This is a genomic window from Sanguibacter hominis ATCC BAA-789 (assembly GCF_012396185.1).
Classification (GTDB): Bacteria; Actinomycetota; Actinomycetes; order Actinomycetales; family Cellulomonadaceae; genus Flavimobilis; species Flavimobilis hominis.
On record NZ_JAAXOW010000001.1, the window covers coordinates 1 to 16388 of the forward strand.

A 16388-nucleotide genomic window follows, 5' to 3' on the forward strand; every position below is an offset into this window, starting at 1 on the left:
GACTATCAAGCACACTGTTGAGTTCTCAAGGAACAGACGCGCATCCCCACCCGCCCTTCCAGGCCAGCTCGGAGGCAACCGTTCAAACTTACCCGATCCATCCCGCCGTGTCCAATCCGCGTTCCGGATGAACCGGAGACTCGGATGTGATCGGCCGGAGGGCCGGACAGATACTGTACCTCATTCCCGTGCGGCGCACGAGAGCCTGGTTCAGGATCTTGGAGTCACCCTCGGGGACCGGCCGGCCGCTCCTTCACACGTGAGTGCGAGGCCTGCGGCTGTCCGTTCCTCCCCTGTCGGGGCGACTCGCAGAACACTACGGGGCCACGGCGATCACGGTCAAGTCGCGTAGCGGTGACCACCGTCACCGCCCGACCGCGCGGGTCTACGCCGCTCCCTGACCCGGCGCTTCGCCCAGCAAAGCGACCGTCACAGTGCGCTTGCCGCGGCGTACCAGCACGTACCGTCCGGCGAGCACGTCACCTTCCGAGAGCACCGCGTCCTCACCGGTGACCTTCACGTTGTTGACGTAGACGCCACCCTCGGCGATCGCGCGACGTGCCGCAGCCTTGCCCTTGACCACTCCGGTCGCTGCGAGCACGTCGGCGACCGGGTCGCCGATCGCGAAGCCCGTGCGCGGCAGGCCTTCCGTGGCCGCAGCCAGAGTGTCGGGATCAAGGTCGGCGAGCTCGCCGCGACCGAACAGCGCCTGGCTCGCCGCGATCGCCTGCTGCGTCGCCCGCTCGCCGTGCACCATCGTCGTGACATCGGCCGCGAGCGCCTTCTGCGCCTCGCGCGCCGCGGGGCGCTCGGCCACAGCAGCCTCGAGCTCCGCGATCTCCTCGCGCGTCCGGAACGTGAACGTGCGCAGCCATCCCACGACGTCGGCGTCGTCCGCGTTGACCCAGAACTGGTAGAAGGCGTACGGCGACATCATGTCCGGCGCCAACCACACCGCGCCGCCCTCGGACTTGCCGAACTTCGTGCCGTCAGCCTTCGTGATGAGCGGCGTCGTCAGCGCGTGGACAGCCTTCTGGTCCGACTTGCGCACCAGCTCGACACCCGAGAGCAGGTTGCCCCACTGGTCGTTGCCGCCCGTCTGCAGGGTGCAGCCGTAGCGACGGTTGAGCTCGAGGAAGTCCATGCCCTGGAGGATCTGGTAGCTGAACTCCGTGAACGAGATGCCCTCGTCCGAGGCGAGCCGGCGCGCGACCGTCTCCTTCGCGAGCATCGTGCCCAGGCGGTAGTGCTTGCCCACGTCGCGCAGGAAGTCCAGCGCCGACAAGCCCGCGTGCCAGTCCAGGTTGTTGACCATGCGAGCGGGGTTGTCACCCTCGAACGACAGGAACCGCGAGATCTGGTTCTGCAGGCGCTCCACCCAGCCCGCGACCGTCTCACGATCGTTCAGGACACGCTCCCCCGACATGCGCGGGTCGCCGATGAGCCCGGTCGCCCCGCCGACGAGCGCGATCGGGTGGTGCCCCGCGAGCTGGAGGTGACGCAGCAGGACGAGCTGGACCAGGTGCCCGTGGTGCAGGCTCGGCGCAGTCGGGTCGAAGCCGCAGTAGTACGTGATCGGACCGTCCTCGAGAGCTCTGCGCAGGGCCTCGACATCAGTCGTCTGGCTGACCAGCCCGCGCCACTGGAGTTCATCAAGAACGTTGCTCACCGCTGCTCCTTCGTGGATCCCGACCTCGGACGAGGCCAACAGCACTAGTCTGCCCTGTCCGCCGACGCGGCTGCGACGGACCTCGGAACGCCGAGACGGTCGGCTCCCCCGCGAGCCACAGACGCCACGGAAACCGGTTCGGGTCCGCACCCGCGGCCCCCACACCGACGCGCGGCCCCGTCATCACCACGCCTGGCGCGACCGGACGTGCAAGGACGCGAAGCTCCAGGCTGTCGCCAGCCACGAGGCTCGCTCCGTCGTCGGCCAGCGTCAGACCCAGCGCGTCCGCGAGGCGCGCCGGACCCCGCGCGACGTCGACGGAGGTGCGCACGACGCCGCGGGCCGTCCGTCGCGCCGTCGCCAGGCCCACGCCCTCGACGACCTCGCCAGCCCGCAGCAGCACGGCACGCGCACTCCCCGGCTCGCCGCACACGACGTTCACGCAGTGGTGCAGACCCATGTGCCGGTAGACGTAGAGACGACCTGGCGGTCCGAACATCGTCGCATTGCGCCGGTTCGGGCCCTTGAAGGCGTGCGACGCAGGATCCGTCTCCCCCGCATACGCCTCGACCTCCGTCACACGCAACGCGACCCTGCCCTCCGGCGTCGTACGCACCAGGTGCGCGTCGAGCAGCCCGCGCGCGACCTCGAGCACCGGGCGGAGGAACCACGCAGCGGCCGGCGCACGGCGCTCCACCGCAGGTTCGTTCGACCACGGGTCCGCTTCAGCACCAAGCACCCCGCCATCGTCCCCCGGCACCCCGTCCACCGCCGCCCGACGGCGGCCTGGTCACGACCAGGGAGTGACCAGGTTGCCGACGCCGTCGAGCCGGACATGGGCACGCTCGCGCGTACGGTGCTCCGCGTAGTGCTCGCGCTCCGTCTGCATGAACTCGCGCCAGGCGGGCTCGAGCGCTGCGCCGTCACGCTCGAGCCCCCGCTCGAGCCGCACGTCGTCCGGCGCCTCGACCCACACCACCAGAGGCGAGTACGGCTCCGTGCTGAGGCTCGCTGAGCCGCAGCCCTCGACCACGAGGAAGTCGGCCAACGGCACCGTGTGCCTCTCCGCGTACTTGCCGAGGCCCCAGTCGTAGCGCTGATAGCGGCCCGGACGCCCCTCCGCGAGCGGCTCGAGCACCCACTCGGCAAGCCTGGCGATGCCCGCCCGCATCCCGGTCCAGCCCTCGTACAGGTCGTCCATGTGCACGACCTGCGCCGGGAGCAGCGCACCGAGCTGAGCGGCGAGCGTCGTCTTCCCGGAACCTGCGGGACCGTCCACGCACACGAGGCGCGTCGCCCCCAGGCCCGCCGGTCGGTCCGCCGCCATCCCCGCGACCAGCGCCACCACGTGGTCGGGGGCGGTCACGACGTCACCTCCGTCGTCATGACCGCCCCCGTCGTCGTGCCGCTGGTCGTCAGCGCCTCACGCACCGACCTGGCCCCGGGCGAACGCCCGCAGCTGTGCCGCGCGCTCGCGCGCGGCGTCGAGCTGCTCGGCCACCCGCACAGGCGCAGTCCCCCCGACCGCGTCGCGCGAGGCCAGCGAACCCTCGACGGTCAGGACGCTACGCACGGCCGGCGTCAGGTGCACCGAGACCTCCGCGAGGTCTTGATCTGTGAGATCCCACAGCTCGATCCCGCGCTGCTCGCACACCTGGACGCACGCCCCCGCGACCTCGTGAGCCACACGGAACGGCACGCCCTCCCGCACCAGCCACTCGGCGATGTCCGTCGCGAGCGAGAAGCCCTGCGGCGCGAGCGACGCCATCCGCTCCGTGTCGAAGGTCATCGTGGCGACCATCCCCGAGAACGCCGGCAGGAGCACCTCGAGCGTGTCGACCTGGTCGAACACCGGCTCCTTGTCCTCCTGCAGGTCGCGGTTGTACGCGAGCGGCAGGCCCTTGAGCGTCGTCAGCAGCCCGGTCAGGTCCCCGATCAGCCGACCCGCCTTCCCGCGCGCCAGCTCGGCGACGTCCGGGTTCTTCTTCTGCGGCATGATGCTCGACCCCGTCGAGAACGCGTCGTCGAGCCGGACGAAACCGAACTCCTTCGTGTTCCACAGGATCACCTCCTCCGCGATGCGGGAGAGGTCGACGCCCAGCATCGCCGAGACGAACGCGAACTCCGCCATGACGTCGCGCGACGCCGTCCCGTCGATCGAGTTCTCGACAGGACCGTCGAAACCCAGGTCCGCCGCGACCGCAGCCGGGTCGAGCCCGAGCGAGGAGCCAGCGAGGGCTCCCGAGCCGTACGGCGACCGGGCCGCACGCGCGTCCCAGTCGACGAACCGCTCGACGTCGCGCATGAGCGGCCACGCGTGCGCCAGCAGGTGGTGCGCGAGCAGCACCGGCTGCGCGTGCTGCAGGTGCGTGCGCCCCGGCATCGCCGCGCCCGGGTGGGCGGCAGCCTGCTCGACGAGCGCATCGACGACGTCGAGCACGAGACCAGCGATCACACGCGCCTCGTCACGCAGGTACATCCGCGTCAGCGTGGCGATCTGGTCGTTGCGCGAACGGCCCGCCCGCAGCTTGCCGCCGAGCTCGGCACCCGCGCGCTCGATGAGCCCGCGCTCGAGCGCCGTGTGCACGTCCTCGTCGTCGTCGCCCGCGACGAACGCCCCGGACGCGACGTCCAGACGCAGCCGCTCGAGCGCGTCGAGCATGCCCGCGAGCTCAGCTCCAGTCAGCAGCCCGGCGGCGTGCAGCACGCGCGCGTGCGCCTTCGAACCAGCGATGTCCTGGCCCGCGAGCCGCCAGTCGAAGTGCGTCGACTTGCTCAGTGCCGCGAGCGCGTCGCTCGGCCCGCCCGCGAAGCGGCCGCCCCACAGGCTCACGCGCTGCGTGCCCTCCTCGTGCCCGTCCGCAGTCATCGTCAGAGCTTCCCGGACCCGAGGTCGACGCCGTTGCCGAACTTGACGTCGCGCGCGGCGGCAAGCTTGGCGGTGAGGCCGTAGATCTCGATGAAGCCCTTCGCCTGCGACTGGTCGAACGAGTCACCCTCGTCGTACGTCGCGAGGTTGAAGTCGTACAGGCTCGCCTCCGAGCGGCGGCCCGTGACCGTCGCGCGGCCGCCGTGCAGCGTCATGCGGATCTCACCCGAGACGTAGCGCTGCGTGTCGTCGATGAACGTGTCGAGCGACCGCTTGAGCGGGCTGAACCACATGCCGTCGTAGACGAGCTCGGTCCAGCGCTGCTCGACGCCACGCTTGAAGCGGGCCTGCTCGCGCTCGAGCGTGACGTTCTCGAGCTCCTGGTGCGCGGCGATGAGCGCCATCGCTCCCGGCGCCTCGTAGATCTCACGCGACTTGATGCCGACGAGACGGTCCTCGACGATGTCGATCCGGCCGACGCCCTGGGCGCCCGCACGGCGGTTCATCTCCTGGATCGCCTGGAGCGGCGTCACCGCGACGCCGTCGAGCGCGACCGGGACGCCCTGCTCGAACGTGATGACGACCTCGTCCGCGACAGGCGGGAACGTCGGGTCGTCCGTGTAGCTGTAGACGTCCTTCGTCGGGCCGTTCCAGATGTCCTCGAGGAAGCCCGTCTCGACGGCGCGGCCCCACACGTTCTGGTCGATCGAGAACGGGTTGTGCTTTGTCGTCGCGATCGGCAGGTCGTTCGCCTCTGCGTACGCGATCGCCTTCTCACGGGTCAGCGCGAGGTCGCGCACGGGCGCGATCGTCTTGAGGTCGGGCGCGAGCGACGTCGTAGCGACCTCGAAACGGACCTGGTCGTTGCCCTTGCCGGTGCACCCGTGCGCGACGGTCGTCGCACCGAACTGGCGGGCGGCGCGCACGAGGTGCTTGACGATCGTCGGGCGCGACAGCGCCGAGACGAGCGGGTAGCGGTCGAGGTACAGCGCGTTCGCCCGCAGGGCAGGCATGCAGTACTCGGCTGCGAACTCGTCGCGGGCGTCGGCCACGTAGGCCTCGACGGCACCGCAGTCGAGCGCACGCTGGCGGATGACCTCGAGGTCCTCACCGCCCTGCCCCAGGTCGACGGCGACAGCGACGACCTCGGAGCCGGTCGCCTCCGCGATCCAGCCGATGGCCACAGAGGTGTCCAGGCCGCCCGAGTAGGCAAGCACGACGCGATCAGTCATGACGTTTCTCTCTCTCACACAGTTGGGTTGTTCGTAGTCTTTCAGGGCCGCGCGGTCGCGGTCACGTGCGGTCGTGCGTCAGTCACCCTCGGCGAGGCGCAGCAGCCGTGCGGCGACGGCGGCGCCGCCCTCGTCACCGTCCCGTGCGATGACGAGGACCGTGTCGTCCCCCGCGATCGTGCCGATCACGTCGGGCAGGACCGAGTGGTCGAGCGCCGAGGCGAGGTAGTGCGCCGCACCTGGCGGGGTGCGCAGCACGACGAGGTTGCCCGACGCCTCGGCGGAGACGAGCAGCTCCTCGCACAGGCGCGCGAGGCGCGCCGCGAGAGACTCGGTGTCCGACGTCGTCTGCAGGCTCCGGTCCCCGCCCTCGCCCGGGACCGCGTACACCGACACCCCGCGCGACGTGCGGACCTTCTGCGCACGCAGCTCGATCAGGTCGCGGGACAGCGTCGCCTGGGTGACCTGCACGCCGTCGTCCGCGAGCGCAGACGCGAGCTCCGTCTGCGAGTGGATCTCGTGGGACGTGAGGATGGCCCGGATCCGCGCGTGGCGCGCAGCCTTCGTCGACGGCGTCCCGGTCGGAGCACTCACGCCTGCTCCAGGAGCCACGTGAGGAGCGCCTTCTGCGCGTGCAGCCGGTTCTCGGCCTCGTCGAACACGACCGACTGCGGGCCGTCGAGCACCTCGGCGGAGATCTCCTTGCCGCGGTAGGCAGGAAGGCAGTGCAGGACGATCGCGTCAGGCTTCGCGTGCGCCAGGAGCGCCGCGTCGACCGCGAACGGCAGGAACGGCAGCTCCCGAGCGCTGCTCTCTCCCTCCTGGCCCATCGAGACCCAGGTGTCGGTCGCGACGACGTCGGCCCCCGCCACAGCAGCGACCGGGTCCGACGTGACCGTCACCGAGCCGCCCGTCCGCGCGGCCACCGCCTGCGCGTCAGCGACGATCGCCGGGGCCGGCAGGTAGCCCTCCGGCGTGCCGACGCGCACATGCATGCCCGCGACAGCACCACCGAGCAGGTACGAGTGCGCCATGTTGTTCGCACCGTCACCGACATACGCGAGGACCTGCCCGGCGAGGGCGTCGACGCCGCCCCGGTGCTGGGCGACCGTCGCGAGGTCCGCGAGGATCTGGCACGGGTGGAACTCGTCCGTCAACGCGTTGACGACCGGCACCGACGAGCTCGCCGCCATCTCCTCGACGCGCTCCTGTCCGAACGTGCGCCACACGATCGCCGAGACCTGACGGTCCAGGACGCGCGCGGTGTCCGAGATCGGCTCGCCGCGACCGAGCTGCGAGCCCGCCGCGTCGATGACCAGCGGATAGCCGCCGAGCTCGGCGACACCCACCGAGAACGACACGCGGGTGCGGGTCGACGGCTTGTCGAACATGACCGCGACCGCCTTCGGACCCTTGAGCGGGGTCCGCAGGAACCGGTCGGCATGAAACTCGAGCGCCAGCTCGAGGACCTCGCGCTGCTCGGCAGGGCTGAGGTCGTCGTCTCGCAGGAAGTGGCGGGGCATGTCAGCTCTTCTCGGTCGTCGGGAAGGGGAGCGCGGCGAGGAACGCGACGAAGTCACGAGCCTGGTCCACGGTGAGGATCAGCGGCGGAGCGAGCCGGAGCGCGTCCGGCGCGACAGGGTTGACGATGAAGCCCGCCTCGAGCGCGGCCGCGGCGACCTGCGCGGCGACCGGCTCGGCCAGCTGGACGGCGAGCAGGAGGCCCGCCCCGCGGACGGACACGACGAGCGGGTTCCCGCACGCCACGGTCTCGTCGCGCAGGAAGGTCCCCACCGCGCGTACGTGCTCGAGCAGGTCGTCTCGCTCGATGACACCGATCGTCGCGAGCGCCGCCGCGGCGGCGACCGGGTTCCCGCCGAACGTCGTGCCGTGCTGCCCACGACCGACGAGGGTCGCCGCCCGGTCGCCGAAGGCGATGATCGCGCCGACCGGGAAGCCTCCCCCGAGGCCCTTCGCGAGCGTCACGATGTCCGGCACGACCCCGTCACCGATCGTCGGGTCCTGGAACGCGAACCAGCTGCCGGTGCGGCCCATGCCGGTCTGCACCTCGTCGAGCACCAGGAGCGCGCCGTGGGCCGCCGTGAGCTCGCGAGCGCGAGCGAGGTACCCCACCGGGTGCGACCTGACGCCCGCCTCGCCCTGCAGAGGCTCGACGACGAGCGCCGCGACGTCGTCTCCGTCCGTCGCGAACGCGGCCTCGAGCGCGGCGAGGTCGCCGAACGGGAGGAACTCGACGCCGCCCGGGAGCGGCTCGAACGGCTCGCGGTACTGCGCCTTCGACGTGAGCGACAACGCCCCCATGGTCCGACCGTGGAACGCGCCCTCGAGCGCGAGCACGCGACGGCGCGGCGAGCCGTCCGCACGCAGGTTGCGGCGCGTCATCTTGAGCGCGCCCTCGTTCGCCTCAGCACCCGAGTTCGAGAAGAACACGCGCGAGCCCTCGGGCGCGCCCGCGAGCTCGAGCAGGCGCTCCGCGAGCGCGATCTGCGTCGGGGTTCCGAAGAAGTTCGAGACGTGCCCGAGGGTGCCGAGCTGCGCGCTGATCGCGGCCGTGAGCGTCGGGTGCGCGTGGCCGAGCGCGTTGACCGCGATCCCGGCGAGCAGGTCGAGGTACCGCTTGCCGTCGGCGTCCCACACATACGCACCCTCGCCGCGCACGAGCACGCGCTGCGGCGGGCCGAACGTGTCCATGACGGCGCCGCGGTAGCGCTCGGTCCACGCCGCCGAGCTGTTCGGGGCGAGCGTCGCGTCGCCCGTGGGCTGGAGGCCGGTCACCGTGCCACCTCCTCGTCGCGCGGACCGCCCGGGTGGACGAGCGTGCCGTTGCCCTGGTTCGTGAACACCTCGAGCAGCACCGAGTGCGCGACCCGGCCGTCGATCACCGTCGCGCGCGAGACGCCGCCGCGCACCGCGCGCAGGCAGGCCTCCATCTTGGGGACCATCCCCGACTCGAGCGACGGCAGGAGCGCCTCGAGCTCGGACTCCGAGATGGTCGACACGAGCGAGGACCGGTCCGGCCACGACGTGTACAGCCCCTCGACGTCCGTGAGCACGATGAGCTTGCGCGCGCCGAGCGCGATCGCGAGCGCCGCCGCCGCCGTGTCGGCGTTGACGTTGAGGACCTGCGTCGCGTCGTCGAGGTCCGGCGCGACGGTCGACACGACCGGGATCCTCCCCGCGTCGAGGAGGTCCTGGACGGCGGACGGGTCCACCGAGACGACGTCGCCGACCATCCCGACGTCGACAGGCTCGCCGTCGACCGTCGCCGTCCGGCGACGTGCCTGGAAGAGGCCGCCGTCCTCGCCCGAGAGACCGACCGCGACCGGGCCGTGCGCGTTGATGAGGCCTACGAGCTCCCTCGAGACCTGGCCGGTGAGCACCATCCGCACGACGTCCATCGCCTCGGGCGTCGTCACGCGCAGCCCACCGCGGAACTCCGACTCGATGCCGAGACGCTCGAGCATCGAGGAGATCTGCGGACCGCCGCCGTGCACGACCACGGGACGCAGCCCGACCTGCCGCAGGAAGACCATGTCCTGGGCGAAGGCCGCCTTGAGCTCGTCGTCGACCATGGCGTTGCCGCCGTACTTGACGACGACGAGCGCGCCCTCGAGGTCGCGCAGCCACGGGAGCGCCTCGACGAGCACCTCAGCGCGCTGGTGCGGCGTGAGGTCGATCGGTGCGGTGGTCATGTCTTCCGTCTCTCGTGTCGTGTCCGGGCCGGCTCCTCAGGAGGAGTAGGCGCTGTTCTCGTGGACGTAGTCGTGCGTGAGGTCGTTCGTCCAGACCGTCGCCTCGGCGTCGCCCGCGTGGAGGTCGATCTCGACGTGCACCTCGCGCTGCGACGCGAGGTCGACGAGCTCGCGCCCCTCCCCCACGCCGCCGGCACGGCAGACCTGGACGCCGTTGATGCTCACGTCGAGGGCGAGCGCGTCGAACGGAGCGACCTCGGGCGGGACGGTGCCGACCGCCGACAGGACCCGGCCCCAGTTGGGGTCGTTGCCGAAGACCGCGGCCTTGAAGAGGTTGGAGCGCGTGACGGCGCGGGCGACCGCGACCGCGGCCGTCTCGTCGGAGGCGCCGACGACGTGCACCGCGATGTCGTGGCTCGCGCCCTCGGCGTCCGCGACGAGCTGCCGAGCGAGCGACGCGCACACCTCGGTGAGGACTGCGGCGAGCGCGTCCTTGTCCACGCGCACGCCCGAGGCGCCCGAGGAGAGCAGCACGACCGAGTCGTTGGTCGACATGCAGCCGTCCGAGTCCACGCGGTCGAACGTGCGGCCGGTCGCGGCACGCAGCGCCGCGTCGGCGTCCTCGGCGGTCACGACCGCGTCGGTCGTCAGGACGCACAGCATCGTCGCGAGGCCGGGAGCGAGCATGCCCGCGCCCTTCGCCATGCCGCCGACCACCCAGCCCTCGCCCTCCGCGACGGCGGTCTTCGGCACGGTGTCGGTCGTCATGATCGCGGTCGCTGCGGACTCGCCGCCTGCCGCGTCGAGCGCGGCCACGGCCGACTCGACGCCCGGCAGCAGCTTGTCCATCGGCAGGCGCACGCCGATGAGCCCGGTCGAGCACACGACGACGTCGCCCGCCGAGACGCCGAGGGCGTCGCCTGTGCGCTCGGCGGTGACGTGCGTGTCGAGGAAGCCCTCGGGCCCCGTGCACGCGTTGGCGCCGCCCGAGTTGAGGACGACGGCGTGCGCGACGCCGTCGGCCAGGGCTTGGCGCGACCAGACGACGGGAGCCGCGACGACACGGTTCGACGTGAAGACGCCGGCGGCGACGTGCTCGGGTCCGTCGTTGACGACGAGAGCGACGTCAGGCTTGCCGGTGGACTTCAGCCCCGCGGCGACGCCTGCTGCCCGGAACCCCTGTGCTGCGGTGACGCTCACGGCGCAACCCCTTCGACGGTCAGGCCCGTGGTCTCGGGGAGGCCGAGGGCGATGTTCATGGACTGCACGGCGGCACCCGCCGTGCCCTTGACGAGGTTGTCGATCGCGGTGACGGTGACGACGCGACCGGCACGGCGGTCGACCGCGACCTGGACGAGGGCGGTGTTGGCTCCGAGCGTCATCGCGGTCGTCGGCCAGACGCCCTCGGGGAGCAGGTGGACGAACGGCTCGTCCGCGTACGCGTCGTGCCACGCGGCGCGGATCGCGGCGTCCGACGTCGACGGGTCGACGAGACGTGCTGTCGCGGTCGCGAGGATGCCGCGGGACATCGGCACGAGCGTGGGCGTGAAGGAGAGGGTGACGTCCGGCGCGCCGGCCGCGCGCAGGTTCTGCGCGATCTCGGGGATGTGGCGGTGCGTCCCTCCGACGGCGTACGGCTGGGCGGAGCCGAGCGCCTCGGACGCGAGCAGGTGGCTCTTGAGGCTCTTGCCCGCGCCGGAGTAGCCGTTCGCGAGGACGGCGACGATGTCGGTCGGCGAGACGAGCCCTGCGGCGACGCCGGGCTGGAGACCGAGGGTCACCGCGGTGACGTTGCAGCCGGGGACGGCGACGCGGCGCGCGCCGGCAAGGTTGTCGCGCTGCCGGGCGCCGGGGCCGGTGATGAGCTCAGGCATGCCGTACGGCCACGTGCCTGCGTGCGCGGAGCCGTAGTACGCCTCCCAGTCCGTGCCGCTCGCGAGCCGGTGGTCAGCGCCGAGGTCGAGGACGAGGACGTCGTCGGGGAGCTGTGCGGCGATCTCACCGGAGGCGCCGTGCGGCAGGGCGAGGACGACCACGTCGTGCCCGGCGAGCGTCGCGGGCGTCGTGGGCTCGAGCACGCGGGCGGCGAGGGAGCGGAGGTGCGGCTGGTGCTGGCCGAGCGTCTGACCTGCGTTGGAGTGCGCGGTCACCGCTCCGATCTCGACGTCCGGGTGCGCGGCGAGGAGCCTGAGGATCTCGCCGCCGGCGTACCCGCTGGCTCCGGCGACCGCTGCTGAGAAGGTCATGCGCATAAACATACACCGTATTGCATAACTCTCCACTCCCCTCGCGGAGCGTGTCCCACCATCCTGCCCCAGCCCGCACCCTCACCCGAGCGACGCGAGCACGACGCGCCGAGCCGCATCACGACCGAGCGCCCCGACCTCCACACGGGCGACGACCCGGCCCGGCCGCGACGACAGCACCACCACGTGGTCCGCGAGCGCGACCGCCTCGTCGACGTCGTGCGTCACGAGCACGACCGCCGCACCGTCGCCCAGCACACCCTGTGCCCGGTGCGCCGCGAGCCACCCGTTCATGTCGCGCCGGGTCAACGGGTCGAGCGCCCCGAACGGCTCGTCCAGGAGCAGCACACGACGGCCGGCGAGCACCGTGCGCGCCAGCGCCGCACGCTGGCGCATCCCGCCCGACAGCTCGTGCGGCCACGACCGCTCGAACCCCGCGAGGCCGAAGCGGCCGAGAAGACCCCGCGCCGCCGCGGCCGCGTCCCGGCGGGACGCCCCACCGACCTGAGCGCCGAGCGCGACGTTCCCGAGGGTGCGCCGCCACGGGAGCAACGAGTCCCCCTGCGGCATCCATGCGACGTCGGGCCGCCCATCCTGCGCCAGCGGCACCTCGACCTCGCCGCCCACCACCTCCGTCCCCGCGACCGGCAGACCTCCCAGCACGCGCAGCAGGGTCGACTTGCCGCACCCGGACGGGCCCACGACCGCCGTGAGCCCGCCCGGCGCGACGCGGAGCGACACGTCGTCGAGGACCGTCCGGCCGCCGAGCGACACCGTCAGCCCCGCGACCACGACGCCGCTCCCCCGCGCGCCCGGCGGAGCCACGGCCTCGACGTCCGACCGGACGTCAGCCGACGAGGTCATCGGTCCACAGCTCCTCCGCCTTCAGCCCCGGCTCGACGAGCCCCTCCTCCTCGAGGAACGCCAAGAACCCTCGCCACACCTCCGGGTCCTGCCAGCCCCACGGCTTCCCCGGCGCCGCGATCTCCCCCGCCAGGTAGGCGGCGCTGCGGGACACGAGCTCGCGGTCGAGCTCCGGCACGGCCTCCAGGAGCGTGTCAGCGGCCGCCTGAGGGTCGGCGACCGCGTCGTCGTACCCCCGCCCGATCGCTGCGACGAGCCGGTCGACGACTCCCGGCCGCTCGGCCAGCACCTTCTCGGACGTCGCGAGCAACGGCGTGTACCAGTCCGGGATGCAGTCCGTGTGCTCGGCGAACGGGATCGTCGTGACGTCGAGCCCGTCGACGTCGCGCAGCCGGATCGTGTCCCAGCCCTCGAACACCCACGCGGCGTCGAACTGCTCCTGCGTCAGCCCGACGCGGAAGTCGTCGCTCACGAGCGGGGCCATCTCGACCGCGTCCGGGTCGCCGCCGTCGCACGCGACGAGCCGGCGCACGAGCGCCTCCTCGAGCGCGCTCCCGTAGCTGCCGTACGTCCGCCCCGCCAGGTCACGGGGACGCTCGATCCCCGCGCTCGGCAAGGAGATGAGGCTCGAGGTGTTGCGGCGCAGCACCGCGGCGACCGAGACGACGTCAGCCCCCTTAGCCCGCGCCGGGACGAGCGACTCGGCGACCGAGTACGCGACGTCGGCCTTCCCGGCCGCGACCAGGCTCAACCCCGACGCCTCCCCCGGCTCGACGATCGTCACGTCAAGGCCCGCCTGCGTGAAGTAGCCGCGCTCCTGCGCGACGTACAGGCCGAGGTGGTTCGTGTTGGGCGTCCAGTCGAGGACGACGGTCACGGGCGTCAGGTCAGCGTCGGCGGCACCGCTCTCGGGCGTCGTCGTGCAGCCTGCGGACAGGATCATCAGTGCCGCAGCGATCGCTGCGGTGGTACGAGCTCTCATGCTGGTCTCCTCAGGAGCAGGTGGTTTCCGGACTCGCGCCGCTGCCATGGCAGCGCGGCGCGCGACGCCACGTCGACGATCACGAACAGCAGCGCGGTGAGCAGCGCCACGAGGGCGACGGCCACGAAGATGCGATCGACGTCGTAGCCCTTGCGTGCCCGCTGGATGAGCACGCCGAGACCGCTCGTCCCCGCGAGGTACTCGGAGACGACGGCAGCGCCGACCGCATACGTGGCCGCGAGGCGCAGCCCCGAGAGCGCGCCAGGAAGAGCGGCGGGCGCGCGGACGTGGAGCAGCACCTGGCGGCGCGTCCCACCGAGGCCGCGCAGGACGTCACCGAGCTCCCCTTCGGCGTCGCGCATCGCCCCCGCCGCGGCCACGAGCACCGGGAAGAACACGGTGAGCGCGACGAGCACGACCTTGGGCGCGAGCCCCACGCCGCCCCACAGCACCATGAGCGGCGCGAGGACGACCGTCGGGACGGTCTGCGTGAGCGTCAGCAGCGGCACGAGCGCACGGTCCAGCCATGGCGACGCGGCCGTCGCGAGCGCGAGCGTCCCGCCCGCGAGCACCCCGAGCACGAGCCCGAGGATCGCCTCCGTCATCGTCGTCGCGACGTGCGCGCCGAGCACCGGCGCGAGCTCTGCCCCGGCCGTGACGACCTGGCTCGGGGCGGGCAGGACGAAAGCGGGGACGTTCGCGACGCGGACCGCCAGCTCCCACACGACGACGAGCCCGACCGCGAGCACCGCGGGCGGCCAGACGCGCGACACGACGTCCGCGCCCGCCGGACGGGCTGCGATGCTCACGCCCGGAACTTTGCGACGAGGTCCTCGATCGTCGGGCCTGCGTCGTCCGCGCCTTGCCCGACCTTGATGTGGCTCGTCACGCCGCGAGCGCCGGCCGCGAGCGTCGCCTCGTGGACGCGGCGCAAGAGCGCCCAGACGTCGTCCGGACTCCCCTGGACGGTCGTACCCATCGCACCGACCTCGTGGACGAGACCGGACTGCTGGATGACTGCGATGGCAGGGTCGATGTGGGCGTAGGGCTGGTCGGCCGTCCCGGCGGGACGCGGCGAGACCTGGATGTGTGCGAGCACTTCTTCGCTCCTCGAGCTCGAGGGTGCCGCCACGGCGGGCGCGCACGGCACGACCGCCGCGCGCCGACAGAGCGCGCCGCTGCGCACGTCGATCGTGACGCGCGCAGCGGGACGGTTCGAGCAATGAGGGTGCCGACGGCACCGACGCTTCCCTCCGCTGGCATTACCCAGTTCAGGTTCGCGGGTCGGCGGCTCGGTGGTTTCCCATCCGCCCTCTCAGCTTGGTGCACCAAGCTCCCCGGCGTTTCCCGGCCAACGTATCGGCCGTGCCCGCGCGCTGCACGCGTCGTCTCGCGATCCGGGACCGTCGCGTCGACCCGAGCGGCCGACGGGTGGTTGGCTGGGGTGATGAGAGCGATCGAAGCCGTGCACGCAGGTGGTCCCGAGGTCCTCACGCTCGTCGACCGCCCCGCCCCGACCGCAGGTCGTGGCCAGGTCGTCGTCGATGTCGCCTTCGCGGGCGTGAACTTCATCGACACGTACCGCCGCTCGGGCGTCTACCCCGTCCCGTTCCCGCACGTCCCGGGGAGCGAGGGTGCGGGCGTCGTCAGCGCCGTCGGGCCCGACGTCACGGACGTCGCGCCAGGCGACCGCGTCGCCTGGGTCGACGGGCCCGGCTCGTACGCGGAACAGGTCGTCGTCGCGGCGGACCGCACGGTCCCCGTGCCCGACGGCGTCGACCTCGCGACCGCGGCAGCGCTCATGCTGCAAGGGCTCACCGCGCACTACCTCGCCGACTCGAGCCACCCCGTCGGGCCGGGCGAGGACGTGCTCGTGCACGCGGGCGCAGGTGGCGTCGGCCTCCTCCTGACGCAGCTCGCGGTCGCGCGTGGCGCCCGCGTCGTCACGACCGTGTCGACGGAGCTGAAGGCCCAGCTCTCGCGCGAGGCAGGGGCGACCGCGGTCGTGCGCTACGACCAGCTCGACGACCTCACGACACAGCTCCCGGCCGCCGTCCGCGCCGTCGCACCGGACGGCGTGCACGCCGTCTACGACGGCGTGGGACGCACGACGTTCGACGCCTCGCTCGCTTCCCTGCGCCCTCGCGGCATCCTCGTGCTGTTCGGTGGCGCCTCCGGCCAGGTACCCCCGTTCGACCTGCAGCGGCTCAACTCCGGAGGCTCGCTCTTCGTGACGCGCCCGACGCTCGGTGACCACGTGGCGACCCGCCCGGAGCTGCTGCGACGCGCGGGCGAGCTGTTCCACGCGGTGAGCCTCGGCGCGCTCAGGGTACGTATCGGCGCGACGTACGACCTCGCGGACGCCGGCGAGGCGCACCGTGCGCTCGAGGCGCGCGAGACGACCGGCAAGGTGATCCTCGAGGTAGCGGGCGAGCACACCGGGGAGACGCTGTGACAGACCGGTCTGACGGGTTCGCCGAGCTTGTCACCGCCGTCCGCACGTTCTCCGAGGAGCGCGGCTGGACACCCGTGCAGACACCGAAGAACCTCGCGATGGCACTCACCGGCGAGGCGGGCGAGCTCGCAGCCGAGTTGCAGTGGCTCGGGTCCGACGAGAGCCTCGACGCCGTGCGGACGGACCCGGAGCTGCGCGAACGTCTCGCGATGGAGATGGCCGACGTGACGATCTACCTCGCGCGCCTCGCCGACGTCACCGGCATCGACGTGCTCGACGCCGCCCGACGCAAGCTCGCCGTCAACCACGGCCGGTTCCCCGTCGGCTCACCTCCGTCGCGCACGCACCGCGGGTAGGC

The 16388-nt window shown here is 72.3% G+C and carries 17 protein-coding genes and 1 riboswitch; of the genes, 2 read left to right on the forward strand and 15 right to left on the reverse strand.

Annotated features, from left to right (window positions below; genetic code table 11):
* Positions 1 to 385 precede the first annotated feature (385 nt).
* The 15 genes from tyrS to HF995_RS13990 all read right to left on the reverse strand — a co-directional run bounded on the left by tyrS (position 386) and on the right by HF995_RS13990 (position 14674).
* Positions 386 to 1669, reverse strand: coding sequence for a tyrosine--tRNA ligase (tyrS, locus tag HF995_RS00005; protein WP_168445805.1), 1284 nt, complete (start codon positions 1667 to 1669; stop codon positions 386 to 388).
* Positions 1653 to 2366 carry a DNA-3-methyladenine glycosylase gene (locus HF995_RS00010; protein ID WP_168445806.1) on the reverse strand — a complete coding sequence of 238 codons (714 nt, stop codon included), beginning with the start codon at positions 2364 to 2366 and terminating at the stop codon, positions 1653 to 1655. The genes tyrS and HF995_RS00010 overlap by 17 nt, the downstream gene beginning before the upstream one ends.
* 93 nt (positions 2367 to 2459) lie before the next feature.
* Positions 2460 to 3035, reverse strand: coding sequence for a uridine kinase family protein (locus HF995_RS00015; protein ID WP_168445807.1), 576 nt, complete (start codon positions 3033 to 3035; stop codon positions 2460 to 2462).
* 57 nt (positions 3036 to 3092) lie between these two features.
* Positions 3093 to 4538, reverse strand: a complete 1446-nt coding sequence (gene argH / locus HF995_RS00020) for an argininosuccinate lyase (protein WP_168445808.1) — start codon at positions 4536 to 4538, stop codon at positions 3093 to 3095.
* 2 nt (positions 4539 to 4540) lie between these two features.
* Complete coding sequence (locus HF995_RS00025) at positions 4541 to 5770, reverse strand: argininosuccinate synthase (protein WP_168445809.1); 1230 nt, start codon at positions 5768 to 5770, stop codon at positions 4541 to 4543.
* A 78-nt stretch (positions 5771 to 5848) separates the two neighbouring features.
* The gene (locus HF995_RS00030; RefSeq protein WP_168445810.1) at positions 5849 to 6364 is read right to left on the reverse strand and encodes an arginine repressor; all 516 of its coding nucleotides are present in this window, start codon (positions 6362 to 6364) and stop codon (positions 5849 to 5851) included.
* Positions 6361 to 7293 (reverse strand): ornithine carbamoyltransferase, encoded by a 933-nt coding sequence (gene argF / locus HF995_RS13670; RefSeq protein ID WP_168445811.1) that lies wholly within the window; start codon positions 7291 to 7293, stop codon positions 6361 to 6363. The genes HF995_RS00030 and argF overlap by 4 nt, the downstream gene beginning before the upstream one ends.
* Before the next feature lies 1 nt (position 7294).
* Positions 7295 to 8566, reverse strand: a complete 1272-nt coding sequence (locus HF995_RS00040) for an acetylornithine transaminase (RefSeq protein ID WP_350308665.1) — start codon at positions 8564 to 8566, stop codon at positions 7295 to 7297.
* Positions 8563 to 9483, reverse strand: a complete 921-nt coding sequence (gene argB / locus HF995_RS00045; RefSeq protein ID WP_286189116.1) for an acetylglutamate kinase — start codon at positions 9481 to 9483, stop codon at positions 8563 to 8565. The genes HF995_RS00040 and argB overlap by 4 nt, the downstream gene beginning before the upstream one ends.
* Before the next feature lie 36 nt (positions 9484 to 9519).
* A complete protein-coding gene (argJ, locus tag HF995_RS00050; protein ID WP_168445812.1) occupies positions 9520 to 10683 on the reverse strand; it encodes a bifunctional glutamate N-acetyltransferase/amino-acid acetyltransferase ArgJ in 1164 nt (387 codons plus the stop codon).
* Entirely contained in the window at positions 10680 to 11729 is a 1050-nt protein-coding gene (gene argC, locus HF995_RS00055) for an N-acetyl-gamma-glutamyl-phosphate reductase (protein WP_434060826.1), read from the reverse strand. Before argC ends, argJ begins: the two co-directional genes overlap by 4 nt.
* A gap of 81 nt (positions 11730 to 11810) precedes the next feature.
* Positions 11811 to 12593 carry an ABC transporter ATP-binding protein gene (locus HF995_RS00060; protein WP_168445814.1) on the reverse strand — a complete coding sequence of 261 codons (783 nt, stop codon included), beginning with the start codon at positions 12591 to 12593 and terminating at the stop codon, positions 11811 to 11813.
* Positions 12577 to 13575, reverse strand: a complete 999-nt coding sequence (locus HF995_RS00065) for an ABC transporter substrate-binding protein (protein WP_168445815.1) — start codon at positions 13573 to 13575, stop codon at positions 12577 to 12579. The genes HF995_RS00060 and HF995_RS00065 overlap by 17 nt, the downstream gene beginning before the upstream one ends.
* On the reverse strand, positions 13572 to 14384 hold the full coding sequence (locus tag HF995_RS00070) for an ABC transporter permease (RefSeq protein ID WP_350308666.1): 813 nt from the start codon (positions 14382 to 14384) through the stop codon (positions 13572 to 13574). The genes HF995_RS00065 and HF995_RS00070 overlap by 4 nt, the downstream gene beginning before the upstream one ends.
* On the reverse strand, positions 14381 to 14674 hold the full coding sequence (locus HF995_RS13990) for a thiamine-binding protein (protein WP_168445816.1): 294 nt from the start codon (positions 14672 to 14674) through the stop codon (positions 14381 to 14383). The genes HF995_RS00070 and HF995_RS13990 overlap by 4 nt, the downstream gene beginning before the upstream one ends.
* Before the next feature lie 132 nt (positions 14675 to 14806).
* Positions 14807 to 14924: riboswitch (TPP riboswitch) on the reverse strand.
* Positions 14925 to 15022: 98 nt separating this feature from the next.
* Between HF995_RS13990 and HF995_RS00080 the strand changes: the two genes are divergently transcribed.
* On the forward strand, positions 15023 to 16030 hold the full coding sequence (locus tag HF995_RS00080; protein ID WP_168445817.1) for a quinone oxidoreductase family protein: 1008 nt from the start codon (positions 15023 to 15025) through the stop codon (positions 16028 to 16030).
* Positions 16027 to 16386 (forward strand): nucleotide pyrophosphohydrolase, encoded by a 360-nt coding sequence (locus tag HF995_RS00085; protein ID WP_168445818.1) that lies wholly within the window; start codon positions 16027 to 16029, stop codon positions 16384 to 16386. The genes HF995_RS00080 and HF995_RS00085 overlap by 4 nt, the downstream gene beginning before the upstream one ends.
* Positions 16387 to 16388: the final 2 nt, after the last annotated feature.